Origin of the sequence: Lutibacter litoralis (genome assembly GCF_014646675.1) — a bacterium.
In the GTDB taxonomy this organism is placed as follows: domain Bacteria; phylum Bacteroidota; class Bacteroidia; order Flavobacteriales; family Flavobacteriaceae; genus Lutibacter; species Lutibacter litoralis.
Window position 1 is genome coordinate 61197 of record NZ_BMNS01000002.1, and the last position, 24989, is coordinate 86185.

26 protein-coding genes, 1 tRNA gene and 1 pseudogene are annotated in these 24989 nt (G+C 29.6%); 18 read left to right on the top strand and 10 right to left on the bottom strand.

Annotated elements, in window-relative coordinates:
- Nucleotides 1-2: 2 nt before the first annotated feature.
- From mvaD to IEW75_RS03095, 3 genes are all read right to left on the bottom strand, one after another.
- On the bottom strand, nt 3-1094 hold the full coding sequence (mvaD, locus tag IEW75_RS03085; protein ID WP_134247545.1) for a diphosphomevalonate decarboxylase: 1092 nt from the start codon (nt 1092-1094) through the stop codon (nt 3-5).
- A gap of 92 nt (nt 1095-1186) precedes the next feature.
- The gene (locus IEW75_RS03090) at nt 1187-1903 is read right to left on the bottom strand and encodes a LytR/AlgR family response regulator transcription factor (RefSeq protein WP_134247544.1); all 717 of its coding nucleotides are present in this window, start codon (nt 1901-1903) and stop codon (nt 1187-1189) included.
- Nucleotides 1896-2966, bottom strand: a complete 1071-nt coding sequence (locus IEW75_RS03095) for a sensor histidine kinase (protein ID WP_134247543.1) — start codon at nt 2964-2966, stop codon at nt 1896-1898. The genes IEW75_RS03090 and IEW75_RS03095 overlap by 8 nt, the downstream gene beginning before the upstream one ends.
- A gap of 210 nt (nt 2967-3176) precedes the next feature.
- Here IEW75_RS03095 and IEW75_RS03100 point away from each other — a divergent pair, with 210 nt between their 5' ends.
- The 6 genes and pseudogenes from IEW75_RS03100 to lysS all read left to right on the top strand — a co-directional run bounded on the left by IEW75_RS03100 (nt 3177) and on the right by lysS (nt 7756).
- A complete protein-coding gene (locus tag IEW75_RS03100; protein ID WP_134247542.1) occupies nt 3177-3566 on the top strand; it encodes a MotA/TolQ/ExbB proton channel family protein in 390 nt (129 codons plus the stop codon).
- 127 nt (nt 3567-3693) lie between these two features.
- Nucleotides 3694-3831, top strand: a complete 138-nt coding sequence (locus tag IEW75_RS15735) for a hypothetical protein (protein WP_229714385.1) — start codon at nt 3694-3696, stop codon at nt 3829-3831.
- A gap of 12 nt (nt 3832-3843) precedes the next feature.
- A pseudogene (locus IEW75_RS03105) lies at nt 3844-4932 on the top strand (alpha/beta hydrolase-fold protein); the annotation flags it as partial.
- Between the two features lie 33 nt (nt 4933-4965).
- A complete protein-coding gene (locus IEW75_RS03110) occupies nt 4966-5574 on the top strand; it encodes a thiamine diphosphokinase (RefSeq protein WP_134247541.1) in 609 nt (202 codons plus the stop codon).
- Between the two features lie 10 nt (nt 5575-5584).
- A complete protein-coding gene (locus tag IEW75_RS03115; protein WP_134247540.1) occupies nt 5585-5824 on the top strand; it encodes a hypothetical protein in 240 nt (79 codons plus the stop codon).
- Between the two features lie 231 nt (nt 5825-6055).
- Nucleotides 6056-7756 (top strand): lysine--tRNA ligase, encoded by a 1701-nt coding sequence (gene lysS / locus IEW75_RS03120; RefSeq protein WP_134247539.1) that lies wholly within the window; start codon nt 6056-6058, stop codon nt 7754-7756.
- Between the two features lie 87 nt (nt 7757-7843).
- Here lysS and IEW75_RS15740 read toward each other — a convergent pair whose 3' ends face one another.
- The 3 genes from IEW75_RS15740 to xrtF form a co-directional block, all read right to left on the bottom strand.
- Complete coding sequence (locus IEW75_RS15740; RefSeq protein WP_204744199.1) at nt 7844-8236, bottom strand: heavy metal-binding domain-containing protein; 393 nt, start codon at nt 8234-8236, stop codon at nt 7844-7846.
- Between the two features lie 80 nt (nt 8237-8316).
- Nucleotides 8317-8745 carry an exosortase F system-associated membrane protein gene (locus IEW75_RS03130; protein WP_134247538.1) on the bottom strand — a complete coding sequence of 143 codons (429 nt, stop codon included), beginning with the start codon at nt 8743-8745 and terminating at the stop codon, nt 8317-8319.
- Nucleotides 8742-9278, bottom strand: a complete 537-nt coding sequence (gene xrtF / locus IEW75_RS03135; protein WP_134247537.1) for an exosortase family protein XrtF — start codon at nt 9276-9278, stop codon at nt 8742-8744. Before xrtF ends, IEW75_RS03130 begins: the two co-directional genes overlap by 4 nt.
- A 38-nt stretch (nt 9279-9316) precedes the next feature.
- Here xrtF and IEW75_RS03140 point away from each other — a divergent pair, with 38 nt between their 5' ends.
- The 7 genes from IEW75_RS03140 to rodA all read left to right on the top strand — a co-directional run bounded on the left by IEW75_RS03140 (nt 9317) and on the right by rodA (nt 17006).
- On the top strand, nt 9317-9769 hold the full coding sequence (locus IEW75_RS03140) for an XrtF-associated fRMsr-like GAF protein (RefSeq protein ID WP_134247536.1): 453 nt from the start codon (nt 9317-9319) through the stop codon (nt 9767-9769).
- 156 nt (nt 9770-9925) lie between these two features.
- Nucleotides 9926-11452: a bifunctional phosphoribosylaminoimidazolecarboxamide formyltransferase/IMP cyclohydrolase gene (gene purH / locus IEW75_RS03145; protein WP_134247535.1), complete on the top strand. Its 1527-nt coding sequence runs from the start codon at nt 9926-9928 to the stop codon at nt 11450-11452.
- Between the two features lie 53 nt (nt 11453-11505).
- On the top strand, nt 11506-12534 hold the full coding sequence (locus IEW75_RS03150) for a rod shape-determining protein (RefSeq protein WP_134247534.1): 1029 nt from the start codon (nt 11506-11508) through the stop codon (nt 12532-12534).
- A 21-nt stretch (nt 12535-12555) separates the two neighbouring features.
- On the top strand, nt 12556-13386 hold the full coding sequence (gene mreC / locus IEW75_RS03155; RefSeq protein ID WP_134247533.1) for a rod shape-determining protein MreC: 831 nt from the start codon (nt 12556-12558) through the stop codon (nt 13384-13386).
- Nucleotides 13379-13885 carry a rod shape-determining protein MreD gene (gene mreD, locus IEW75_RS03160; RefSeq protein WP_134247532.1) on the top strand — a complete coding sequence of 169 codons (507 nt, stop codon included), beginning with the start codon at nt 13379-13381 and terminating at the stop codon, nt 13883-13885. The genes mreC and mreD overlap by 8 nt, the downstream gene beginning before the upstream one ends.
- Nucleotides 13886-15739 carry a penicillin-binding protein 2 gene (gene mrdA / locus IEW75_RS03165; protein ID WP_134247531.1) on the top strand — a complete coding sequence of 618 codons (1854 nt, stop codon included), beginning with the start codon at nt 13886-13888 and terminating at the stop codon, nt 15737-15739.
- Nucleotides 15729-17006, top strand: coding sequence for a rod shape-determining protein RodA (gene rodA, locus IEW75_RS03170; protein WP_134247530.1), 1278 nt, complete (start codon nt 15729-15731; stop codon nt 17004-17006). The genes mrdA and rodA overlap by 11 nt, the downstream gene beginning before the upstream one ends.
- A 123-nt stretch (nt 17007-17129) precedes the next feature.
- Here the strand turns inward: rodA and rpsT are convergent, their stop codons facing one another.
- From rpsT to proS, 3 genes are all read right to left on the bottom strand, one after another.
- Complete coding sequence (gene rpsT / locus IEW75_RS03175; protein ID WP_134247529.1) at nt 17130-17381, bottom strand: 30S ribosomal protein S20; 252 nt, start codon at nt 17379-17381, stop codon at nt 17130-17132.
- A gap of 24 nt (nt 17382-17405) precedes the next feature.
- A tRNA-Glu gene (locus IEW75_RS03180) sits at nt 17406-17477 on the bottom strand.
- 88 nt (nt 17478-17565) lie between these two features.
- On the bottom strand, nt 17566-19044 hold the full coding sequence (gene proS / locus IEW75_RS03185) for a proline--tRNA ligase (protein ID WP_134247528.1): 1479 nt from the start codon (nt 19042-19044) through the stop codon (nt 17566-17568).
- Between the two features lie 104 nt (nt 19045-19148).
- Between proS and IEW75_RS03190 the strand changes: the two genes are divergently transcribed.
- The 5 genes from IEW75_RS03190 to porT all read left to right on the top strand — a co-directional run bounded on the left by IEW75_RS03190 (nt 19149) and on the right by porT (nt 24234).
- Nucleotides 19149-20420 (top strand): hypothetical protein, encoded by a 1272-nt coding sequence (locus IEW75_RS03190; protein WP_134247527.1) that lies wholly within the window; start codon nt 19149-19151, stop codon nt 20418-20420.
- Between the two features lie 24 nt (nt 20421-20444).
- The gene (locus tag IEW75_RS03195) at nt 20445-21794 is read left to right on the top strand and encodes an OmpP1/FadL family transporter (RefSeq protein WP_134247526.1); all 1350 of its coding nucleotides are present in this window, start codon (nt 20445-20447) and stop codon (nt 21792-21794) included.
- Nucleotides 21795-21899: 105 nt separating this feature from the next.
- Entirely contained in the window at nt 21900-22799 is a 900-nt protein-coding gene (locus IEW75_RS03200; protein WP_134247525.1) for a NifU family protein, read from the top strand.
- Nucleotides 22800-22803: 4 nt separating this feature from the next.
- Nucleotides 22804-23532 (top strand): bifunctional demethylmenaquinone methyltransferase/2-methoxy-6-polyprenyl-1,4-benzoquinol methylase UbiE, encoded by a 729-nt coding sequence (gene ubiE, locus IEW75_RS03205; protein ID WP_134247524.1) that lies wholly within the window; start codon nt 22804-22806, stop codon nt 23530-23532.
- Nucleotides 23533-23535: 3 nt separating this feature from the next.
- Nucleotides 23536-24234 (top strand): type IX secretion/gliding motility protein PorT/SprT, encoded by a 699-nt coding sequence (gene porT, locus IEW75_RS03210; RefSeq protein WP_134247523.1) that lies wholly within the window; start codon nt 23536-23538, stop codon nt 24232-24234.
- Here the strand turns inward: porT and IEW75_RS03215 are convergent.
- On the bottom strand, nt 24231-24959 hold the full coding sequence (locus tag IEW75_RS03215) for a TrmH family RNA methyltransferase (protein ID WP_134247522.1): 729 nt from the start codon (nt 24957-24959) through the stop codon (nt 24231-24233). The genes porT and IEW75_RS03215 overlap by 4 nt on opposite strands.
- Nucleotides 24960-24989 lie beyond the last annotated feature (30 nt).

Genomic DNA, 24989 nt, shown 5'->3' on the forward strand with positions numbered 1-24989 from the left:
GTTTAAATATTGGATAGTTGTTTCGCTCCAAACCCAATTCTGTCGCAAATATAATGTTTTTCTTGACAAAACTGAATTAACTCATTTATTATAAAATTGTTAACTTGTTCTTTTTCGTGCTCTGGGAACAATACATGCACATTTGCTCCAGCATCTAATGTAAAGCAAATTTTACTCTTTGTTTTAGTTCTAAACTCCCAGATTTTATTGATAATTTTCAACGTATTTGGTTTCATTAAAATAAAATACGGATTACTTGTCATCATCATTGCATGTAAACTCAACGCTTCACTTTCAACAATTTCAATAAATTGTTTTAAATCACCATTTTTTAACACTTCTGAAATTTTAGAAATATTATCATTTGCTTGTTTAAAACGTTGTTTTGCAAAAGGATGGTTGTGCATTAATTTATGCCCAACTGTACTTGAAACTTGTTTTTCTCCTTCATCTACTAATAAAATGGTATCATGATAATTTTTGAAATTATTATGAATCTTATATGGGAATTTTACACCGAATAGATTAGAACTTTCTTTAATTTTGTTATGTTTTCCCCAAACAATTAATTCACCCTCAATACTTCTACAAGCACTTCCAGAGCCTAATCGTGCTAAAAAAGATGCTTTTTTATTAAAATATTCATCTGTCATCTCCGGATTCAACGCTTTTTCAATACTCATTACACATAAAGCTAAAGCACTCATTCCACTTGCTGAAGAAGCAATTCCACTACTGTGAGGAAAAGAATTTCTTGATTTAATTACAAAATCAAAATAATTTAAAAAAGGCACATATTGCTCAATTCTTTCAAAAAATTGTTGAATTTTAGGTTTAAAATCATCCTTTTTCTCACCTTCAAAATAAACTTCAAAACTTCCTCCTTGGGTTGATTTAGATTTTGAATACTCTAAAGTTGTTAATGTAAAACAAGCATCTAGTGTAAAACTAATTGATGCATTTTCTGGAATTTGAGGTTCTTGTTTTCCCCAATATTTTACCAAAGCAATATTACTTGGGGTTTTCCAAGTAATGCTTCCTTTTGTATTTTTTTCAAGGCTATACGCTTTTAAAATGAAATCTGTTTCTATCAAATTTTAAAATTTGAACAAATATACTGTTTAATATTTAATAAAAAAGATAAAACAAAACTAAAATTCGCTCAAACTTCAAAAAACACTCATTTTTAAATGTTTTCTAATTTAAATAGCACTTCTTTTTTATAACTTCTGCTTATTGGCAGTGCTTTTTTATTAATTTCAATAAATTCATTTGTAAATGAATCTATTTTTGAAATAGCTATAATATAAGATCTATGAATTCTTAGAAACTCTTTTTGAGGTAATTTAGCCTCTATATTTGTAATGGTTTCTCTTGTAACTATAATTTTATTTAATAAATGAATTTTTATATAATCGCTTAAACTTTCTATATAATTAATTTCAGAAAAATTAATTTTTATCATTTTTCTATCTGCACGCACAAAAATAAAATCACTCTTTTCTGGAACAATTTCAGTAGCATTTTCAATAACTTCAGAAGGAGTTTCTCCTAAATATTTATTAACTGCTTGCAACAAACGTTCAAAAGAAATTGGTTTTAGTAAGTAATCTACCGCTTGTAAATTAAAACCATCTACGGCATACTCTCTATAAGCAGTTGTAAAAATTACCTTAATATTTGTATTGATAGATTTTGCAAAAGACAACCCTGAAATTTCGGGCATATTTATATCTAAAAAAATTAAATCGATGTCGTTAGCATTAAGCTGATTAAAAGCTTCAATGGCATTTTTACAGGTTGCTACAACCGTAACTGCTTCAATTTTATTTAAATGATTTTCTAAAATTTCGCGTGCAACGGGTTCATCATCAACAATAATGCATTGAATGTTCTTATTCATTTTTTAAATATTTAAAATTTCTAATCATTAATTCAACCTTAAAAGTGTTTGCTTCTTGATTAGTTTCTAATGTGTAGGAATCTGGATATTGCATCTCCAATCGTTTGGTAATATTTTCTAATCCAATTCCTTTATTATCTGAATGTTCATTTAGACTTGAGTTTTCTATTCTGAAGCATAACATATCGGCTTCAGTTTTTATATCAATAATTACCCTTAGACTTCCCTTAATAATATCACCATGTTTAAAAGCATTTTCAACAAATGGAATTAACAACATAGGAGCAATTTGGATAGTGGGGTTAGCTACTCTAATATTAGTTTCAATGGTTAATGTGTCATGAAAACGCATTTTTTCCAGAGAAACATAATCTAATAAATGATTTACTTCATCCATTAAAAGCACTTGTGGTTTTTCTATTTGATATAAAATATAATCTAATAAATTAGATAACTTTAGAATCATTTCAGGGGCTTCATCCTTCTTTTTTAATGCAAAACCATAAATTGTATTTAAAGAGTTAAACAAAAAATGAGGATGGATTTGCGCTTTTAAAAACCGTAATTCTTGATCTTTTATTTGAAGTTGTGTTTGTAAAATTTTGTTCTTTAAATTTTCGTTATTTACAATTGAATTATAATTATGCATTACTAAACTTAGCGAAACTACAATTAAAACCACAAAATATACTCCTAACACTATAAACGGTAATGTTTTAGTTAGCGGTACTGTTTCAACCTCTTTATAGCCTTCAGAATAAATTAATCCATATAGAATTGATAAAATAATTACATATACTGAAATTATAAACGTATAAATACTGTATAAAATAAAATATTTATACTTTTTTGTTAGTAAAAAATTTGGAATTAAATAGTAAATTAAAAAATAGCTAATTAAGATAGTTGCAGGCATTAAAAATCCTGAAAACAAGTTAACATACTTTGTATTAGAACTACCATAACCTAAAAAATAAGCATAAAAATAGTAAATAACCAACCAAAATATTGAATGGCCAATAACGGTTAAGAAATATTTTATTATGGTTTTTTTTATATTCATAAAGTGCAATATGCAATTAATGCTAAAGTTAAATTTATTTTAGCGATAGACACAGAAAATAGTCGTGCTTTTTACAAGTTTTAAACTTTATTCGGCAAAATTTGGCTTTAATCGGTTACTTATCGTAACTTTCTTGTTAACTATCGCAAATAGAAATAATCCTTTAAATATCATTTTATATTTGACATATAAATTTAAAAAATCAAAATTATGTTATTAGCGTTACAAAGCATTAGACCTTTTATTGCAAACTCAATTTTAACTAGATTAAATGAAGGAGGGCCATTATTTATGTACACCACTCTTCTGATTTTAATTGTAATTATTATACTATTAATTAGAGGCTTTTTGAAACCTACTGCACGAGATAAAACCATTACTTTGGTAAGCTCTATAAGTTTATTTGTACTTGTTTGGGGTTTTTTAGGTCAAATGTTAGGTTTGATTGGTGCATTTGATGCAATTGAAGCTGCAGGTGATATCTCTCCATCAGTATTAGCAGGAGGATTAAAAATAGCAATACTTTCACCATTATTTGGAATGATTGTTTTCTTAATTGCACGCATTGGAATAATAATTTTAAACCTATTGAAAAAGTAAAAAACTTATTATTTGAATTCTATATTAAAGTGAAGTACATTTCAAAGCTTCACTTTAATCATGAATAATTGTAATACATAAAACAACTTCTTCAAGTTACCTTTAATCTACTACTAAAACATCAAAAATGACTAAACATATTTCTAGAGCATTAAAAATTATATTTTTGTTAATTTCTACAACTCAAATTCAAGCTCAAATAAATAATTCAGCAAAAAAAGATAGTATTTTTTCAAACACTTTTAATGAATACAAAAATATTTGAGTTCAATTACCAGAGAATTACAATCCGAATAGTTCAGAGAAATATCCAGTTATCTATATTTTAGATGGGGGAGTAATGCTAAATACTTTAGAAACTGTTTACAATAATTATTGGGGACATTATTTACCTCACATGATATTGGTTGGGATTTCAAATCAGACCAACAGAACACGAGATTTAACTACCTCACAAATAAAAATGCGTTGCGGTGCAGAATTTGATCAAGAAACAGGTGGAGCAGATAAATTTACTGAATATATTACCAAAGAATTAATTCCTTATGTTGATAAAACCTATCCAACAACTTCCTACAGAACATTAATTGGGCATTCCTACGCTGGCTTGTTCACTGTAAATATGCTAATAAATCATACTAAATTTTTTAAAAATTATATTGCCATTGACCCAAGTTTAGACTGGGATAATCAAAAATTATTAAAACAGGCAAAAGAAAAACTGACTTCTGAAAATTTTAAGGGAAAATCGCTCTTTGTTTCTATGGCAGCAGAACAATTACACATGATGGATGAAAGTGTAACTATAAATAATTTAATGGAAAACACTTCAGAATTCACCTTGTTTCCACGTTCAATTATGGAGTTTTCAAACTTTGCTGAAACACATAAAGAGAATGACTTAAATTTTACTTGGAAAATATATCCTGAAGATTTACATGGCACTGTTCCCTTACCATCAATTAGAGATGGTTTGATTTTTTTATTTAAATGGTTTCAATTTAAAAACCCTCCAAAATATAACAATCCTGAAACTACAGTTGCAGAACTAACTGAATTATTAAGCGATCAAGCTAAAATTTATTTAGAAAACCTTTGTTATGCTGTGCCACCAATGGTTGAAGAATTATTCAATGGTTATGGTTATATGAACCTGCAAATGGGAGCACCTGAAAAAGCCAAATTATTTTTTGAAATGGGTGTAAAATACTATCCAAAAAACTCTAATTCTTACGACTCAATGGCAGATTATTATGAATCACAAAACGATACGCAAAACGCTATTAATTATGTATCAATAGCTTATGTTATAAGTGGAAATGACATTTACAAGAGAAAACTAGAAAAGCTTCAACAAAAAAACTAATTTATACGGTCTTTTTCATTATTTTTGTATCCTATGAAAACGAAAAAGGCATTTATTCTACTCAATGGTTCGGAACCTTCAAACTTCCCAAACCTAAGTAATTACGACATTGTTTGTGCTATAGATGGCGCATACAATCATTTTGAAAAAAATAATATTGTACCAGATTTAGTTACAGGAGACTTCGATTCTATAAACACTATCCCAACAACTGTTGAAGTTATAAAAACTCCAAATCAAGAATTTACAGATTTTGAAAAGGCCCTACAAATTCTAAAACACCGTGGTTTTTCACACGTAGATGTTTATGGCGGAAGCGGCAAAGAACACGATCATTTTTTAGGAAATATAAGTACAGCATTGCAATGGAAAATGGGTTTAACCATTTCTTTTTTTGATGATTATGGAAAATATCTATTTATTGAAGAAAGTATTGTAATCAACAATGTTAAAGGGAAAAACATTTCATTAATTCCTTTTCCAACCGCAAATGGAATTGTTACTAAAGGACTCAAGTTTCCCCTTCAAAATGAGACTTTATCCTTTGGAGAACGCATTGGAACACGCAACACCGCTACTGAAAAAAGCGTTTTTATTGCTTTTGACAGCGGAGATTTATTAGTATATATAAGTCATAATTAAACCTTTAATTTTGAGTAAAAAACTAAAATTGATTTGGGATTTTAGAGGTCCTGTTTCACAAAAAACAGCAGAACATCATTGTATTCATTTAAATGAATATGCACAAATAGAAAAATTATATTTTTATAAGATAGATTTTACCATAATTTCTGAGATGCATTCTATTGCTTTTATTATTGTAGATGAAAATGACATGAAAACCTACAGAGATGCATTAAAACCTCACAGAGGTGAGTTGGTTTTGAAATAAAAAGACATAAAAAAAGCGTCCCGGTTTTTCGGGAAGCTTTCCATCGGTTTAAAACCTATGACGTAAAAACGTCATTACAACACAACTATCACATAAAATGCGATACGCAAATATATAAATTTTAATTTGATTTTAAATTCAATATTCTTTTTCTTTCTAAATTACTGTTATTTCTTAATTGATTGTATCTTTGCACACCGAAAATAAAAAATAAATTATAAATATAGCATCATGCAATTATCACCACTTGAAATAGTTAGAAGAGAATCTTTACAAAAACTACGCGAATTAGGTATTAATCCGTATCCAGCAGAAGAGTTCAAAACTACTGCATCCATTAAGGAAATTACTTCTAATTTTAATTCTTTTGAAGGTAAAGAAGTTGTATTAGCTGGAAGAATGATGAGTCGAAGAATTATGGGTAAAGCTTCTTTTGCCGAATTAAAAGATGCATCTGGACGCATGCAAATTTACATAAACAGAGACGAAATTTCTTCTGAAGAAGACCCAACAATGTACAATACTGTATTCAAAAAATTATTGGATATGGGAGATATTATTGGTATCAGAGGTGAAGTTTTTAAAACAAAAGTTGGTGAAGTTTCTGTAAACGTTAAAGAATTAACAGTACTTTCTAAAAGTTTACGTCCACTACCAGTTGTAAAAACTGATGCAGATGGTAAAGTACACGACGCTTTTTCTGATGCTGAACAACGCTATCGCCAACGTTATGTAGATTTAATTGTTAACGACCACGTAAAAGAAACGTTTATAAAACGCACAAAAATCACAAATTCAATGCGTGATTTTTTCAATAAAAAAGGATATTTAGAAGTTGAGACTCCAATTTTACAGCCAATTCCTGGAGGTGCCGCGGCCAGACCATTTATGACACATCATAACGCATTAGATATGCCGTTGTACTTGCGTATTGCTAACGAATTATACCTAAAAAGATTAATTGTAGGTGGTTTTGATGCCGTATACGAATTTGCAAAAGACTTTAGAAATGAAGGAATGGACAGAACTCACAATCCAGAGTTTACGGTAATGGAATTGTATGTTGCATACAAAGATTACAACTGGATGATGAATATGACTGAAGAATTACTCGAAAAAATTGCAATTGATACAAACGGAACAACAGAAGTACAAATTGGAGAAAATAAAGTAAGTTTTAAAGCTCCTTATCCAAGAGTTCCAATTTTAGAAGCTATTAAAATTCATACTGGATATGATGTTGCTGGAATGGGCGAAGTTGAATTAAGGGATGTTTGTAGAAAGGTTGGACTTGAAGTGGATGAAACAATGGGTGTTGGTAAATTAATTGATGAATTATTCGGTGAAAAATGTGAACACCTATACATTCAACCAACATTTATTACGGATTATCCAAAGGAAATGAGTCCGTTAACAAAAGAGCACAGAACAAATCCTGCTTTAACCGAACGTTTTGAATTAATGGTTAACGGAAAAGAATTAGCAAATGCATATTCAGAATTAAACGACCCAATAGATCAACGCGAACGCTTTGAAGATCAATTAAAATTATCTGAAAAAGGAGATGATGAAGCCATGTTTATTGATCAAGATTTTATTAGAGCTTTAGAATATGGTATGCCTCCAACATCTGGTATTGGAATAGGAATTGACCGTTTAGTTATGTTTATGACAAACAATGCATCTATACAAGAAGTGCTGTTCTTCCCTCAAATGAAACCAGAGAAAAAAGCTCCTTCTATTGAATTAAATGATGATGAAAAAGCTGTTTTTGAAATTCTAAAGAGAATAGAAAAAATTGAGCTACCAGCATTAAAAACCAAAAGTGGCTTGAGCAATAAAAAATGGGATAAAACTATAAAAGGCTTAACAAAACACAATCTAGCAAAAGTAAATAATACCGATGAAGGTTTGTTTGTTGAGTTAGTTTAAACACGTATCTTTCATAAAAATAAATTAAAAAAGGCTGTTTAAAGATTTTTCTTTTAAACAGCCTTTTAGATTTTTATAAACCAAAATTTAAGCCTTGCACTCGCAAGAACCAGGCGCACACATTGTACATTCCTTTTCCATTTTAGCCATTTCCTTTTGGCAAGTACATTTTCCGTCTTCACACTTGCACTCTCCACCTTCTATACATTTACAACCTTCGGCGTGTTTAACATCTGTATCAACAGCTTTCGTTTTTAAATCCATTTTACATACTGGACAAGAACCTGTTTTTTCATAAGTTTTCCCTTTTTCACAATCCATTGGACATTGGTAAACATCTTTTGAAGCCATTTCATCACTGGCATGGTCGTGACCTTCGTGAGATTCCATTTTAGCATCTTCTTTCTTTGTTTCTTTACAAGCAGTAAACAGGATGGCAAAAGTAAAAACTGCAGATAAAAGTAAAATTGTTTTTTTCATGTTGTTTGTAATTAAAATTGTTTAATCAAATATTAGTCACCTAAAGTACTAAAAATAACTGATCTTGGTTTTTTTGTTTTTTACTTTTGAAGTTTTTGATAGTAAAAAGCAAAAGCTAAAATAAATAGAAATAGCGGTTGTATTAAAAATCTTCTCACATAAAAAATGAGCAAGTTATTGGCTAAGGCTTCAAAGTTTAATAAAAGAAATAACACCAAACATAACCCTATAAATAAAATCACAAAAAATTTTATAGAAAAAAATAGGGTTTTGATGTTTTGAAAAATTAAATAAATAATTGCTAAAGAGACTATGGAATTTAAGGTATATCTTAAAAAAATATTCCAAAAATAATTTCCTAAATCTATTGTAGGAAGTGTTTTAGTTAGAGAATCACTCTTAAAATAAGCAATTAATGGGTCGTAAAAAAAAGGTTCTACAAAAGCTCTTACTGCTACTAAAACAGCTAGAAGTATTACAATTAAGATTATACTTATGCTTTTTTTCATCCTTTTAATTTTGAAAACTTCTGAATCCAAATAAACCAAAGTAAAAATGTGATTCCATAAATTATCCCTGGGAAAACTATAGAATGTAGCACATTTTCATAGGCTGGATACTTATAAATTGCCAATGCTATTACAGCAATTCTAACAATGTTAATAAAGTAGATAACTAAACTTCCAAATAATATATACAACGCTGTTTTTTTTAATCCACTTGCAAAAGCTACAATAAACGCTATAAACAAAATTATAATACTTATGGCGTTGCATCCTTCAACAACCCTTGCCACATAGGTATTATTAATAAATAATTTTATAGACATTTCCGAAGAATGTTGTTCAATTTCTGCATTAAACCCCACCGAATTCAACAAGAATTGAGATTGCTCAGCCACAGTTTTTGTAATAGGTGCGCACGCCAAAACAGCAGCCGTTTTTTGGTTCTTTGATAAATAAAAAGAATATATTAAAAACAACAGCATATAAGTTCCAAAAAACTTAATGAGAAAAATTATTACTGTTTTATTACTTTGCACTAAAAGAATATTATTTTTGCCTAAAATTACAAATTAATATGAATATCTCTGAATTAAAAAAATCGATTACAACTATAGTTGAAAGTTCAACCGAAGTTGAAACTATACTTCAAAATATGTGCAACCTCTTAAAACAAGAAATTGAATATTACGATTGGGTTGGTTTTTATTTTAAAAACGGTGATAAAAACGAATTAAAATTAGCGCAATTTGCTGGTGAACCAACAGAGCATACCATCATTCCATTCGGTAAAGGAATTTGCGGACAAGTTGCTTTAAGCAATCAAAACTTTGTGGTTCAAGATGTTGCTAGTCAAGATAATTATATTTCTTGTGGCTGGAAAGTTAAAAGTGAAATTGTAATTCCAATTTTTGTAAACAATAATAATGTTGGACAAATCGATATAGATTCACATTCTGTAAACCCGTTTACAAAAGATGATGAAAATTTATTAGAATTTGTTTGTGAAAAAATAGCCGAAATTTTATAATCTTTTTTACAATACATCATTTATCAATAAAAAAACATAAAAATAAGATTGAGTTCTTGTTAAATTAGTAAATAGAAAACTATAAAAATCAATGTAATTTATATTGTGTAAACTATTGATAATTATTAGCTTTGCGCAACAGCAACAATACCACTTATGACCACTACTAAAAAAGCAACATCTGCATTAATTTCTGTATTCCACAAAGATGGATTAGAACCAATTGTTAAAAAATTAAACAACCTCGGAGTTACCATTTATTCTACTGGTGGAACTGAAAGTTTTATAAAAAATTTAGGAATAGATGTTATTCCTGTTGAAGATTTAACATCGTACCCTTCTATCTTAGGCGGTCGTGTTAAAACCTTACATCCAAAAGTTTTTGGTGGAATTTTAGCAAGAAGAGACAATGAAAATGATGTATCTCAACTTGGAGAATATGAAATTCCTGAATTAGATATTGTAATTGTTGATTTATACCCTTTTGAAAAAACAGTTGCTAGTGGAGCTCCAGAGCAAGATATTATTGAAAAAATTGATATCGGTGGAATTTCTTTAATTAGAGCTGCTGCAAAAAATTATAAAGATGTTATTTGCGTTTCATCTATGAATCAATACAATGAGTTTTTACAAATTATAACCGAAAGAAACGGAGCAACTACGATAGAAGAACGTAAAAATTTCGCCGCAAAATCTTTTGCAGTTTCTAGTCATTATGATAGTGCTATTTTTAAATATTTGAATAAAAACGAATTGGCTTTTAGAGAAATTTTTGACAATGCTTCAACTTTAAGATATGGCGAAAATCCGCATCAAAAAGGTTACTTTTTTGGAGACTTAGACGCTTTATTTGAAAAATTACATGGAAAAGAACTTTCATATAATAATTTATTAGATGTTGATGCTGCTTTAAATTTAATAAGTGAATTTAAAAATGATGCTCCAACATTTGCAATTTTAAAACACAATAACGCCTGTGGATTAGCACAAAGAACAACTTTAAAACAAGCTTATACAGATGCTTTAGCTGGTGATCCAACTTCTGCTTTCGGAGGCGTTTTAATTTCAAACAAAGAAATTGATGAAGAAACCGCTGCCGAAATTCATAAATTATTTTGTGAGGTTGTAATTGCTCCTAGTTATTCTAATGAAGCTCTTTCACTTCTTAAAGGTAAGAAAAATAGAATTATTTTAATTCAAAAAGATATTGAATTGCCTAATTATCAATATAGAACTGCGTTAAACGGAGTGCTTTATCAAGAAAAAGACAACAAAACAGATAATGCGAGCGTTATGTCAACTGCAACTATTGCAACACCTTCAGAAAGGGAGTTGGAAGATTTATTTTTTGCATCTAAAATTTGCAAACACACAAAATCTAACACCATTGTTTTAGTAAAAAACAAACAATTGTTTGCAAGTGGCACAGGACAAACAAGTAGAGTTGATGCTTTGGAACAGGCAATTGCAAAAGCAATACATTTTAATTTTGATTTAACAAATGCAGTAATGGCAAGTGATGCTTTTTTCCCATTCCCAGATTGTGTAGAAATAGCAAAAAATGCTGGAATAAATGCTGTTATTCAACCAGGAGGTTCAATAAAAGATCAATTATCTATAGATTATTGTAATAACAATAAAATGTCAATGATATTTACAGGAACACGTCATTTTAAACACTAATTTCATTAACTTTGTAAGGTTCCGAAATAAAAATTAAATAAATAATAAAATATATGGGTTTTTTCGACTTTATGACCGAAGACATTGCCATTGATTTAGGTACTGCAAATACCCTAATTATACATGATGGTAAAGTAGTAATTGATGCACCTTCAATTGTAGCCAGAGATAGGTCAACTGGGAAAATAATTGCAACTGGGAAAAAAGCCAGTTTAATGCAAGGAAAAACTCATGAAAACATAAAAACAATTAGACCTTTAAAAGATGGTGTAATTGCAGATTTTGAAGCTTCGGAACAAATGATAAAGGAATTTATCAAAAATATACCAAGCATAAAAAAGCGTTTTTTCACACCTTCATTACGTATGGTCGTTTGTATTCCTTCAGGTATAACTGAAGTTGAAAAACGTGCAGTTATTGATTCTGCTGAGCATATGAATGCTAAAGAAATTTATCTAATTCATGAGCCAATGGCTGCTGCAATTGGTATTGGAATTGATATTATGCAACCAAAAGGAAATATGATTATTGATATAGGTGGAGGTACAACAGAAATTGCTGTAATTGCTTTAGGTGGAATTGTTTGCGATAAATCTGTAAAAGTTGCGGGTGATGTTTTTACGTCTGATATTGCTTATTATATGCGAACACAACACAATTTATATGTTGGTGAACGCACTGCTGAAAAAATAAAAATCCAAATTGGTGCTGCAACAGAAGATTTAGAGACTCCTCCTGAGGAAATGTTGGTTCAGGGGCGCGATTTATTAAGCGGCAAACCAAAACAAGTACAAGTTTCTTTTAGAGAAATATCTAAAGCATTAGACAAATCTATTTTAAGAATTGAAGATGCTGTAATGGAAACACTTTCAAAAACACCTCCGGAATTAGCAGCCGACATATACAATACTGGCATTTATTTAGCAGGTGGCGGTTCCATGTTACGCGGTTTAGATAAGCGTTTATCTCGAAAAACAGACTTACCTGTATACGTTGCAGAAGATCCTTTAAGAGCTGTTGTTAGAGGTACTGGAATTGCCTTAAAAGATTTAGAAAAATACAAGAATGTATTAATGAAATAATACTATACTTTTAATTAAAATATGCAGCAATTAATTTATTTTATTAGAAAATTTAAATACTTTCTGCTATTTATACTTCTAGAAAGCATAGCTTTTATTTTTATAATTCAGCACCATTCTTTTCATAAAAGTAAGTTTATTAACTCCTCAAATTATATTACGGGAGGTATATATAATACTGTAAGTTCTATAAATGATTTTTTTTATTTAAAATCTGAAAATCACAGATTGATAGAAGAAAATATCCGTTTAAGAAACTTATTAAATAAAAGCGAACTCAATTTAAATAAAGATACATTTATACTAAATGATTCCTCAAAATATGGACAGAAATACAAATATTCGTTTGCAAAAATTATAAATAATAATTTTACAAAAAGAAACAATACACTTACTTTAAACAAGGGAACCAACCAAGGAATCACAGCAGATTTAGGTGTTATAAATAGTAATGGGATTATTGGGGTAACAAAAAGTACCTCAAAAAATTATTCAACTGTTTTATCTATTTTAAATAAAAATTCTAAAATTAATGTTCGTTTAAAAAATAGCAACCATTATGGAACATTGATTTGGAATGGAAAAGATTATAACATTTTACAATTAATTGATATTCCAAGACAAGCAAAAATTAAAGTTGGTGATACCATTATAACAGGTGGGAAATCAGCCATTTTTCCTGAAGGCATAAAAATTGGAACTATTAAGAATTTTAAATTTGAAAGCAATCAATATAAAAATATAGACATTGAATTGTTTAATGATATGAGTTCCATTGGTTATGTTCAAATTGTTAAAAACCTTGAAAGAATTGAGCAACAAAATTTAGAAACTAGTATCTTAAATGAATAACTTAATTTTAAATAATTCAGTACGCTTTTTAGCACTCGTACTTTTACAAGTATTAGTTTTAAATCATCTCAATTTATTTGGATATTTAAATCCCATCGTTTATATAGTTTGGGTGGTATTATTTCCAATTCGAAAAAATAAAAGTATTTTTTTAATATTAAGTTTTTTGCTTGGTTTAAGTATAGATTTTTTCTCAGATTCGGGCGGAATTAATGCTGCTGCAACTTTATTTATAGCATTTATAAGACTTCCTGTTTTAAAAATTGTACTTAAAAAAACAGATTTTGATTATTTACTATTTAATTTAAGAGCTATTTCATTTGGGAAAGCTTTTTTATTCATAACTATTTTAACCTTTATACATCACTTTATAATTTTTAGTTTAACATATTTTAGTCTAGATTCTTTTTCAACAATTATTTCTAACACAATTTTAACAAGTATTATAACAATAATTATAAGTATTTTAGGTATTATATTATTTACAAAAAAGAAGTAAATGAAACGATCTGGCTTATTAACCTTTTTAATTATTTTTACGGCACTTATATTTATTGGGCGTTTGTTTTATTTACAAGTTTTAAATAATTCGTACGCCGTCCCAGCATTAAATAGCTCTGCTGTAAAAACAACTTACGATTATCCTGCAAGAGGTTATGTGTATGACAGAAATGGAACTTTATTAGTTGCCAACCAACTATCTTATGATATTATGGTAATACCTAGAGAGGTGAAACCTTTAGACACTCTAGAATTTTGCAGTTTACTTAAAATTACCAAGGAAGATTTTATTAGAAAATTGGATAAAGCAACACATTATTCCACAAGAATTCCTTCGCCATTTTTGATAGAATTGTCAAAAAATGATTACGCCTATTTACAAGAAAAAATGCATAAGTTCAAAGGTTTCTTTATTATAAAAAGGTCTCTTAGAGAATACCCAATAAATGCTGCACCAAATGTACTCGGTTATATTAGTGAGGTAAATGAAAGTATGATTAAAAAGAACCCTTATTATCAACTTGGTGAATTAATTGGAACTGCAGGTATCGAAAAAACTTATGAAGATATTTTAAGAGGAACTAAGGGCGTAAAATACATACAAAGAGATCGATTTAATAAAGAAATTGGCTCTTATAAAAATGGAATATATGACACACTACCAGTACCTGGAAAAGATATAACTTTAACTCTTGATAGTAAATTACAACAATACGGTGAAGCATTAATGGTAAATAAACGAGGAGGAATAGTTGCAATTGAGCCTTCTTCTGGAGAAATTTTAGCATTGGTTTCTACCCCAACATTTGATCCTAATTTAATGGTAGGCAGGGAACGCTCTAAAAATTTTACAAAATTATATTTAGATACTATTAGTAATCCATTATTAGATCGCGGCTTACAAGGAGAGTATCCTCCTGGATCTCCTTTTAAAGTTATTACAGCACTCGCTGCTTTGCAAGAAAATGTTATTACACCATCTACCACCATTCGGTGTATTAATAATAAATATCATTATGGAAATAGAACTATGGATTGCCATTGCAATACATTTGGTAGCCCTATTGAATTAAATAAAGCTATTTATCGTTCGTGTAATAGTTATTTTGCCAATGCCTACAAAAAAGCAATTGAAAAATATCCTACTTCAACCGAAGGAATGGATGTTTGGAGTAACCATGTAAAAAGTTTTGGTTTAGGAAATTATTTAAATAACGATTTATCAGTTGGTCAAAAAGGTTTAGTTCCCGATGGTAATTTCTATAATAAATGGTATCCCAATAATAGATGGACAGCTACTTATAACATTTCCAATGCTATAGGACAAGGTGAAATTTTAACAACACCTATACAATTAGCAAACATGACTGTAGCTGTTGCCAACAGAGGATTCTATTTTATTCCACACATTGTAAAAACAATAAAAGATAAAGAATTAAATTCAAAGTTTACTACGCCTATAAATACCACCATTAATAAGGAACATTTTGAACCAGTAATTGAAGGACTTTTTAATGTTTTTGAAAATCCAAGAGGTACTGCAAGAGGCTCAAAAGTAAGCGGAATAGAAATTTGTGGTAAAACTGGTACGGCTGAAAATCCACACGGACAAGACCATTCAATATTTATTGCCTTTGCTCCGAAAGACAATCCTAAAATAGCCATTGCCGTTTTTGTTGAAAATGGATACTGGGGATCTAGATGGGCTGGTCCAATAGCGAGTTTAATGATAGAAAAGTATTTAAATGGTGCAACAACTAGACCTTGGGTAGAACAAAATATGTTTAACGGTAGTTTACAACATGAGTACGAAAAAGAACTACTACAAGAAACTATAGACATTGAGAAGTAGAAAAACTAATATATTTTATGGAATTGATTGGGTTTTAATACTCTTTTATTTTATGCTTGTCTTATTTGGTTGGATAAATATTTATTCTGCAACCATTACCGAGGAACAATTTGATATTATAAATTTTTCTACTGAATATGGTAAACAACTTATTTGGATTGGCTTAAGCTTCCCCATAATTCTTTTAATTCTTCTTTTTGATGCAAAATTCTACGAAAAATATGCTTCATTAATTTATCTAATTTGTTTAATATCTTTAGCTGGACTTTTTATATTTGGTAAAAACATAAATGGAGCAACATCATGGTATAACTTTGGTAGTTTTGGACTGCAACCTTCAGAATTTGCTAAAGCTGCAACTGCATTGGCTATTGCAAAATTAGTAAGCGATAAACAATTCAATTTAAAGAAAATAAACACCCAGTTACAAGCGTTTTTAATTTTGTTTTTTCCAGCAATATTAATTACGTTGCAACCCGATCCTGGTTCAGCATTAGTATATACCGCGTTTATTTTTGTTTTGTATCGTGAAGGGCTACCTTTCTATTATATTACAGTAGGTTTTATTACACTAATTCTCTTTGTTATTACCTTGTATTTTGGGTTTTCTTATACTTTATTAGGATCTTTTTTATTGTTTGTAATCATATTATTTTATTTTATTTTTTATAGAAAAAGAGCCTTAAAAAAGGGATGGGTTAAAATTTTAGGAATCTATTTTGTTGCTGCTTTTTTTATTTTTAGTGTTGATCTCGTTTTTAACCACGTTTTTGAACAACGCCACAGAGACAGGTTCAATATTTTATTAGGTAAAACAACAGATATAAAAAATATTGGTTATAATACAAATCAATCTGTTACAACAATAGCATCAGGGGGATTAACTGGAAGAGGTTTTTTAGAAGGTGAACGCACCCAAGGTAATTTCGTTCCAGAACAACAAACCGACTATATTTTTACCATTGTTGGTGAAGAGTGGGGTTTTTTAGGTACAACTATTGTTATACTTATTTTTACACTTTTTTTACTTAGAATCATACAGATAGCCGAACGTCAGAAATCAAAATTCAGCAGGGTCTATGGATATAGTATTGCTGCAATATTCTTTACTCACTATACTATAAATATAGGTATGGTACTTGGACTACTTCCAACTATTGGAATTCCGCTACCCTTTTTTAGCTATGGAGGCTCAGCCTTATGGGGCTTTACTATATTGCTTTTTCTTTTAGTAAGATTAGATGCTAATAGGTCTTATGAATGGTAATTAAAATATTATAAAAACAATGACTATTCTAGCTGTCTGATTTAGGTATTAAGCAAAAAACTATATCACAAAAAAAACATCCTAATATTAATTAGAATGCCTTTAATTATGTGTTAAAAAATATTATAACGCAGCTACTTGCTTTGCTAATTTAGATTTTAAATTACTCGCTTTATTTTTGTGAATAATATTTTTCTTCGCTAATTTATCTACCATTGCGATAACTTTAGGAAATAACTCTTCAGCTTCTTTCTTTTCCGTTGTAGCACGTAAGTCTCTTACAGCATTACGCGTAGTTTTATGCTGATATTTATTTCTTAATTGCTTAGCGCGATTACTTCTAATTCTCTTTAAAGCTGACTTGTGATTTGCCATTATAAAATTTTTTATTAAATTTTGTAGTCCGTAGGGGAATCGAACCCCTGTTACCAGGATGAAAACCTGGCGTCCTAACCCCTAGACGAACGGACCATTATTTTTTTTGTCGATGACATTATTTCGTCATTGCGGATGCAAAAATACAACTATTTTTTATTCTGCAAAATATTTTTCAAAAAAATTAATAAGCTTTTGCAAATAATACTCTTTGAGATGAATTTTTCCCAGTAAACACACAGGTTCCAGACTCAATTTTATTTTTCAAAGGAATGCATCTAATGGTTGCTTTTGTTAATTCTTTAATTTTATCTTCAGTTTCGGTTGTTCCATCCCAATGTGCAGATACAAAACCTCCCTTTGTTTTTATAGCTTCTTTAAACTCCTCAAAGGTATCCACCTCTGTTGTGTGCGTTTCTCTAAAAGAAATAGCCTTATTAAATAAATTATCCTGAATTTCAACTAAAAGCTTAGAAACAACAGAAACGACATCATCCTGAGAAACTGATTGCTTTTCTAAAGTATCTCTTCTCGCAATTTCAACAGTGTTATTTTCCATATCTCTTTTTCCAATTGCAATTCTTACCGGAACCCCTTTTAATTCGTATTCTGCAAATTTTGCACCTGGTCTAAATGTATCTCTATCATCAAACTTAACAGAAATACCTAATTTTCTAAATTCTTTTATAAATACATCAACTTTACTAGATATTTCAGCCAATTGTTCATCTCCTTTGTATATTGGCACAATTACAACCTGAATTGGTGCTAATCTTGGTGGTAATACCAATCCTAAATCATCGGAATGAGTCATTATTAATCCGCCAATTAAACGTGTAGAAACTCCCCAAGAAGTTGCCCAAACATATTCTTGTTTTCCTTCTTTAGAGGTGTATTTAACATCAAAAGCTTCAGCAAAATTTTGCCCTAAAAAATGCGAGGTTCCTGCCTGTAATGCTTTTCCGTCTTGCATTAAACCTTCTATACAATAAGTTTCAACAGCCCCTGCAAAGCGTTCACTTTCCGTCTTTAATCCTTTTATAACTGGCATTGCCATAAATTTTTCAGCAAACTCGCCATAAACATCTAAAATCAACTCTGCCTCTGTAATAGCTTCCTTTTTGGTTGCATGTGCAGTATGACCTTCTTGCCATAAAAATTCTGCTGTTCTTAAAAATAAACGCGTACGCATTTCCCAACGCACAACATTTGCCCATTGGTTTATTAATAAAGGTAAATCTCTATAGGATTGAATCCAACCTTTAAATGTATTCCATATAATTGCTTCAGAAGTTGGGCGAACAACTAATTCTTCTTCTAATTTAGCAGTTGGATCAACTCGAAGTTTCCCTGGCTTATCCGGATCATTTTGTAATCTATAATGAGTTACAACAGCACATTCTTTTGCAAACCCTTCAGCATTTTTTTCTTCTGCTTCAAATAAACTTTTTGGAACAAATAACGGAAAATAAGCATTTTCATGACCTGTTTCCTTAAACATCCTATCTAATTCAGCTTGCATTTTCTCCCATATCGCATAACCATAAGGTTTAATTACCATACAGCCTCTAACTGCAGAATTTTCAGCTAAATCAGCTTTTACAACTAACTCATTGTACCATTTGGAATAATCTACTTCTCTCTTTGTTAAATTCTTACTCATAATCAAAAGTTTGGCATAAATATTGCACCTTTTTTATTAGAAAATGCTAATTTCGACAAAATTAGTTTTTTTTCAATAGGTAACAATAAAAAATTCAATTGATTATGACAGTTTCAAATATCTTTATCCAAAAAAGCTCTCGAATAGCATTGCTTTTTATACTATTTGTTAGTTTGTATTCTTGTGGTACTTACCAAAGTGCCTACAACGATGACGGAATCTATGGTTCTAGTAATCAAAAAGCTAATGAAGAAATTGTTATTGTTGAAAAGTCTGAATTTGATAAAAACTATTTCTCTCATCAATTAGAAGAAATTCAAAATATTGGTGAAGAAGACGTTTTTACAGATATTGATGAGTATTACTACGATGATGAAACGTATGACGAAGATGCTTCAAATTATTATGAGCCATGGGAACATACCGATAATATAACTATCAATATTAACTCTGGTTTTGGTAGTCATGGATATTATTGGCACAACCCATTTTATTATAACTATTCTTATAATTATTACCCTTACTATTACAACTATTATAGTCCATGGAGATCCTATAGACCATGGTATTACAACGGTTATTACGGAGATTATTATTCTTACAATTATTATCCATATTATGGCGGGCATTATTATAATAACCCTTTTAGATACTATGGTTACAATAATTATTACCCATATAACTATTATACTAATAATAATTATAAAAGATATGATTCTTATGGAAAAAGAACTACTTATAATACAAACACAAGAAGAGCTGCTACCTCTAACGCTGCTATAAGCAGAAGAAGCAGTGCTACAAATGCACAAAATAATAGAACAACAAACAGCACAACTAGGAGATCTTCAAACACAAGTAATAGAACAAAATCTGTTGATGAAAGTTTAAACACGAGATCTATTAATAGAGTTCCTACAAGAACTATTCAAAGAAGTGGTTCAACTAGAAGCATTAATCCAACAAGACAACAATCTTCTACCAGACAGCAATCTTCTACTAGACAATCTTCTACAAGAACAAGAGGGAATTCTTCATACAATAATACACCTTCAACTAGCAGATATTCTACAAATACATCTAGAGATAGAAATATTAAATATGTACCAAATAGTAGAGTAAGAACGATTAAAGGATCAGTTTCTAATTATAGTAATACTAAAACTAGAGCTACTAACACAAGAAGGTCTACAAAAAATTATGCACCTCCTAAAAATAGTTCTTCTAATAATTATAGTAGATCCTCTAAATCCACTAACAATAATAGCTCATATTCGTCGTCCAGATCATCATCTTCAAGATCATCTGCAACAACATCTAGATCCTCAAGTTCATCATCTAGAAGTGCTTCAAGAGGTTCATCTCGCAGAAATTAATATAAATAATAATTCTTTAACATTATGAAAAAATTATTTTTAGCAGCAATGCTTTGTATTGCTTTCGTCTCCAATGCTCAAACTTTAGGTTATAATGACATTGGCGTATTATTCTCAAAAGAAAAAATTAATGGTACTGCTAGATACAATGCTATGAGTGGTGCTTTTGGAGCATTAGGTGGAGATTTATCGGCCATTGAAACTAATCCTGCTGGAGCTGCAGTTTTTCTAAATAGTGAATTTGCAATTTCATTAAACATGAACAATACTGAAACTATTACAAATTATTATGGAAATAATGAGTATTCAGAAAATGATATCACAAGCTTATCCCAAGCTGGTGGAGTATTTGTTTTTGAAAGTTATTCAAGAAATTCAGATTGGGGAAAAGTAGCTCTTGCTTTTAACTATAGTATTGCTAACGATTTTGAAACCCAATGGTTTGCTAGAGGAAACAATAACTACCCTACTTGGATAGATGATCCAAATGATGCCAATATTCAATATTTAAATTCTGACGGACAGTATTTTGAAAATTTTACTGAAGGCAGAAATGACAAATATTCATTTACATTTGCTTCAGAATTAAACAACAAAATGTATTTAGGTGCTTCTTTTAGTACGTATGACATTGAAAATTTACAAAGAATTTTATTAGAAGAATACAATACAGACGGCCAAGGAAATAATTTAGAAGCATCTTTAATTCAAGAATTATATACTTATGGTGAAGGATTTTCATTTAATGTAGGTTTAATTTCAAAAGCAACAGAAAATATGCGTTTAGGTTTGGCATACCAGTCACCTGTTTGGTACACACTTTCTGAAGATTATTTAGATTCTGATTTAGAAGTTTATGTTAGTAACACAGACGAACTAATAACTGATTTTTCTGGATACAACGCTTTCGATTATAAATTAAGAACCCCAAGCAAATTAACCGGAAGTTTTTCCTATATTTTTGAAAAAAAAGGTTTAATAAGCATCGATTATATTTATAAAAATTACAGTAATATAGAGTTGGATATGGCGGGTAATTTTGGATTTATTGAAGAAAATAAAGCTTTTAATACAGATTTAGAAGCTAGGGGAGAATTAAGAATGGGTACAGAATGGCGCTTTGATAAACTCTCGATAAGAGGTGGATATCATTTTGAAAAAAGCCCCTACAAAAATGCTTTAGACTCAGATGCTATTGAAGGTTTTTCTTTAGGTGCAGGATATAAATTTAGAGGTGGAAAAATTGATGCTTCTTATCAAAAAGATACAAATACAGCAGCTTATAATTTTTATCCACAATACAACAATATTAATGCAGCTGAATTAGACATTGACACTTCAAAATTTACAGTTACATTGGTTTTAAATATTTAATTTTAATTACATATAAATATAAACGTCTCTGTTAAAGGGGGCGTTTTTTAATTTTACGCAATTACCTAAAATTGTTTTAGTACTTTTGCACAAATACTTAAAAAAATGGATTCAGTTACTTTAAAAATAGAGAAAACAACAAACGATACTATACTTAAATTTACAGCAAATACAATTTTAATTAGTGGTAGTTATCAATTTAATAATATTGATGAAGCTAAAAACTCACCTTTAGCGCAACAATTATTTCATTTACCATTTATTAAACGTGTTTTAATTTCAGCAAACTTTATTGCTTTAGAACGTTTTTCAATTATTGAATGGGCAGATGTACAAGAAGAAGTTAAAGAGCAAATAGAAAATTATTTAAACAGCCCTGGAGGTGTTTTAGTATTAGAAGAAACGGCAACAACTAAAAAAGTTCCTGTTGAAATATATTCTGAAGTAACACCAAACCCAAGTGTTTTAAAATTTGTTGCAAACAAAAAGCTTGTAGAATTTGATTTAGAATATAAAAATATTGAAGAAGCTAAAAATTCTCCTTTAGCTACCGAATTATATAATTTCTCGTTTGTAAAAGAAATTTTTATTTCAGAAAATTATGTTTCTATCACAAAATTTGATATTGTTGAATGGAGTGAAATAACCAATGAAATTAGAAGCTTTATAAAACAATTTATTGCAGACGGCAAATCAATTGTAGATAAAAGTGTACAACCAAAAAAGAACGAACAAAGTCAAGGTATTCAATTAGAAGACTTAGATGATGTTTCTAAGCAAATTATTGCAATCTTAGATGAATATATAAAACCTGCTGTAGCGGCTGATGGAGGTAACATTTTATTCCAATCTTACGAGCAAAAAACAAAAGTTGTTAATGTTATTTTACAAGGAGCCTGTAGTGGTTGTCCGTCTTCAACAATTACCTTAAAAAATGGTATTGAAAATATGCTAAAACAGTTAATCCCTGGTCAAATTGAACAAGTTATAGCCTTAAATCAGTAAATTAATGGTAAAAAAAGTAAACCCTTACAAAGATTCCGATTTAGGAAAAAAACAGCAAGTTGCCCAAATGTTCGATACTATTTCTAATGAATATGACGGCTTAAACCGTGTAATTTCTTTTGGAATTGATATTAAATGGCGTAAAAAAGTGGTTAAAATAATTGGCGCAACTAATCCAGATAAAATATTAGATATTGCAACTGGTACAGGAGATTTGGCAATTAATTTAACCGAAACAAATGCTTCAAAAATAATTGGATTAGACATTTCTGAAGGAATGCTAGATGTTGGGCGAAAAAAAATTGAAGAATTGAAATTAAACAATCAAATTGAAATGATTTTTGGTGATTCAGAAAACATTCCTTTTGAAGCTAACTATTTCGATGCCATAACGGTAGCGTTTGGGGTTCGTAATTTTGAAAATTTAGAGAAAGGCTTGTCAGAAATTTATCGTGTTTTAAAACCGAACGGAACTTTTGTAGTTTTAGAAACCTCTATTCCAACAAAAACACCCTACAAACAAGGTTATAAATTTTACGCAAAATATATACTTCCTACCATTGGAAAACTTTTTTCAAAAGATAAAACGGCTTACAAATATTTGTCTGATTCTGCTGCTGCTTTTCCTTATGGAAAAACTTTCAACAATATTTTAGCAAAAATTGGGTTTATAAATATTGAAAACAAACCACAGACATTTGGGGTTTCTTCAATATATATAGCTAAAAAATAATGTATGAGAAAAATTGTTTTATTAATTATTTTTATTTTTAGTATTAACAGTATTAATGCTCAAAAACGAGATAAAGTAATTTACAAACAAACATGGGATAAACAAACTGTTTTTTGGGGTTATTACCTAGGACTCAACAAAAAAGGCTACAAAATAAGCTATAAATCTGAAGGTTCTTTTATTGATGTGACATCCAATACGGGGTTTAATGTTGGCTTAATTGGTGATTTGCGTTTGCATAAAAACATCAACTTAAGATTAGAGCCTGGACTTTCGAGCAATACCAAAGAACTTGCATTTACACATATTGAGGGCGGTCCAAAAGATAGCATAAGAGCTGTAAGCGCCACCTACTTAAGGATTCCTTTATTATTAAAATTAAGTACAAATAGGCTATATAATATTCGCCCTTATCTAATTGGCGGTGTTTCTTATGATTATAATTTTTCGAGCAATCAAGATAATCCCGACGATAATTTTAATAGTGAGTTTAGAATGAAAAAAAGTAATTTCACTTATGAAATTGGTGTTGGCGTAGATTTTTATCTTCCTTATTTTATATTTTCACCATCAATTAGAGGTGTTTTCGCTATAAATGATGAACTTATTAGAGATAATGCGACTAATGGTTATAGTCCTTGGACTGGAAATGTAGATTATTTTGGAACAAGAGGTGTTTTTTTAAAACTAGCTTTTCATTAATTTCCTCTTTTAAACTCACTTAATAAAATTGCAGTTGCAGTTGCAACATTTAAACTTTCAGTTTGTTGTAAATTTCCAAACCTTGGAATTGAAACAGCATTTTCTAACAGTTCTAAAACAGGTTTACTAATTCCGTTGGCTTCATTTCCCATAACTAAAACCGCATTAGTTGGCAACACTGTTTTATACAAATTGTCACCATTCATTAAAGAAGCATAAGTTGGCTTATTCGTACTTTTTAAATAAACCTTTAAATCTGTATAAAATATGGAAACTCTAGTTAAAGAGCCCATAGATGCTTGTACAACTTTTGCGTTATAACAATCTACCGTATCTTTAGAGCATATAAGCTGGTCTATTCCAAACCAATCACACAATCTAATAATTGTTCCTAAATTTCCAGGGTCATTAATTTCGTCTAAAGCTAAAACCAATCCTTCTTTTTCAATAAAATTAGCAGTAGGAATTTTAAAAATTGCCAATACATTATTTGGTGTTATTAAGTTGCTTATTTTCTTTAAATCGGATTGAGGAATTATTGTTTTATTCTTGTAATTTATATACTCAGTAGCGTCAACGCAAAATAGCTGCTCTAGCTCAAATGTTGAATTTAAAAATTCATTTACAACTTTAATTCCTTCAACAATAAATAAATTAGTAGCAATTCTGTACTTTTTTTTTCGTAAACTCGTTATTAATTTTAGTTGATTTTTACTTAAACTCATTTATCTTTATATATAAAATAGTAATTGGGT

Coding starts and splice junctions, on each gene's coding strand:
- IEW75_RS03090 (WP_134247544.1), bottom strand. CDS start 1,903: ATGAATAAGAACATTCAATGCATTATTGTTGATGATGAACCCGTTGCA.
- IEW75_RS03095 (WP_134247543.1), bottom strand. CDS start 2,966: ATGAATATAAAAAAAACCATAATAAAATATTTCTTAACCGTTATTGGC.
- IEW75_RS03100 (WP_134247542.1), top strand. CDS start 3,177: ATGTTATTAGCGTTACAAAGCATTAGACCTTTTATTGCAAACTCAATT.
- IEW75_RS15735 (WP_229714385.1), top strand. CDS start 3,694: ATGACTAAACATATTTCTAGAGCATTAAAAATTATATTTTTGTTAATT.
- IEW75_RS03110 (WP_134247541.1), top strand. CDS start 4,966: ATGAAAACGAAAAAGGCATTTATTCTACTCAATGGTTCGGAACCTTCA.
- lysS (WP_134247539.1), top strand. CDS start 6,056: ATGCAATTATCACCACTTGAAATAGTTAGAAGAGAATCTTTACAAAAA.
- IEW75_RS15740 (WP_204744199.1), bottom strand. CDS start 8,236: ATGAAAAAAACAATTTTACTTTTATCTGCAGTTTTTACTTTTGCCATC.
- IEW75_RS03130 (WP_134247538.1), bottom strand. CDS start 8,745: ATGAAAAAAAGCATAAGTATAATCTTAATTGTAATACTTCTAGCTGTT.
- IEW75_RS03140 (WP_134247536.1), top strand. CDS start 9,317: ATGAATATCTCTGAATTAAAAAAATCGATTACAACTATAGTTGAAAGT.
- purH (WP_134247535.1), top strand. CDS start 9,926: ATGACCACTACTAAAAAAGCAACATCTGCATTAATTTCTGTATTCCAC.
- IEW75_RS03150 (WP_134247534.1), top strand. CDS start 11,506: ATGGGTTTTTTCGACTTTATGACCGAAGACATTGCCATTGATTTAGGT.
- mreC (WP_134247533.1), top strand. CDS start 12,556: ATGCAGCAATTAATTTATTTTATTAGAAAATTTAAATACTTTCTGCTA.
- mreD (WP_134247532.1), top strand. CDS start 13,379: ATGAATAACTTAATTTTAAATAATTCAGTACGCTTTTTAGCACTCGTA.
- mrdA (WP_134247531.1), top strand. CDS start 13,886: ATGAAACGATCTGGCTTATTAACCTTTTTAATTATTTTTACGGCACTT.
- rpsT (WP_134247529.1), bottom strand. CDS start 17,381: ATGGCAAATCACAAGTCAGCTTTAAAGAGAATTAGAAGTAATCGCGCT.
- proS (WP_134247528.1), bottom strand. CDS start 19,044: ATGAGTAAGAATTTAACAAAGAGAGAAGTAGATTATTCCAAATGGTAC.
- IEW75_RS03190 (WP_134247527.1), top strand. CDS start 19,149: ATGACAGTTTCAAATATCTTTATCCAAAAAAGCTCTCGAATAGCATTG.
- IEW75_RS03195 (WP_134247526.1), top strand. CDS start 20,445: ATGAAAAAATTATTTTTAGCAGCAATGCTTTGTATTGCTTTCGTCTCC.
- IEW75_RS03200 (WP_134247525.1), top strand. CDS start 21,900: ATGGATTCAGTTACTTTAAAAATAGAGAAAACAACAAACGATACTATA.
- ubiE (WP_134247524.1), top strand. CDS start 22,804: ATGGTAAAAAAAGTAAACCCTTACAAAGATTCCGATTTAGGAAAAAAA.
- porT (WP_134247523.1), top strand. CDS start 23,536: ATGAGAAAAATTGTTTTATTAATTATTTTTATTTTTAGTATTAACAGT.
- IEW75_RS03215 (WP_134247522.1), bottom strand. CDS start 24,959: ATGAGTTTAAGTAAAAATCAACTAAAATTAATAACGAGTTTACGAAAA.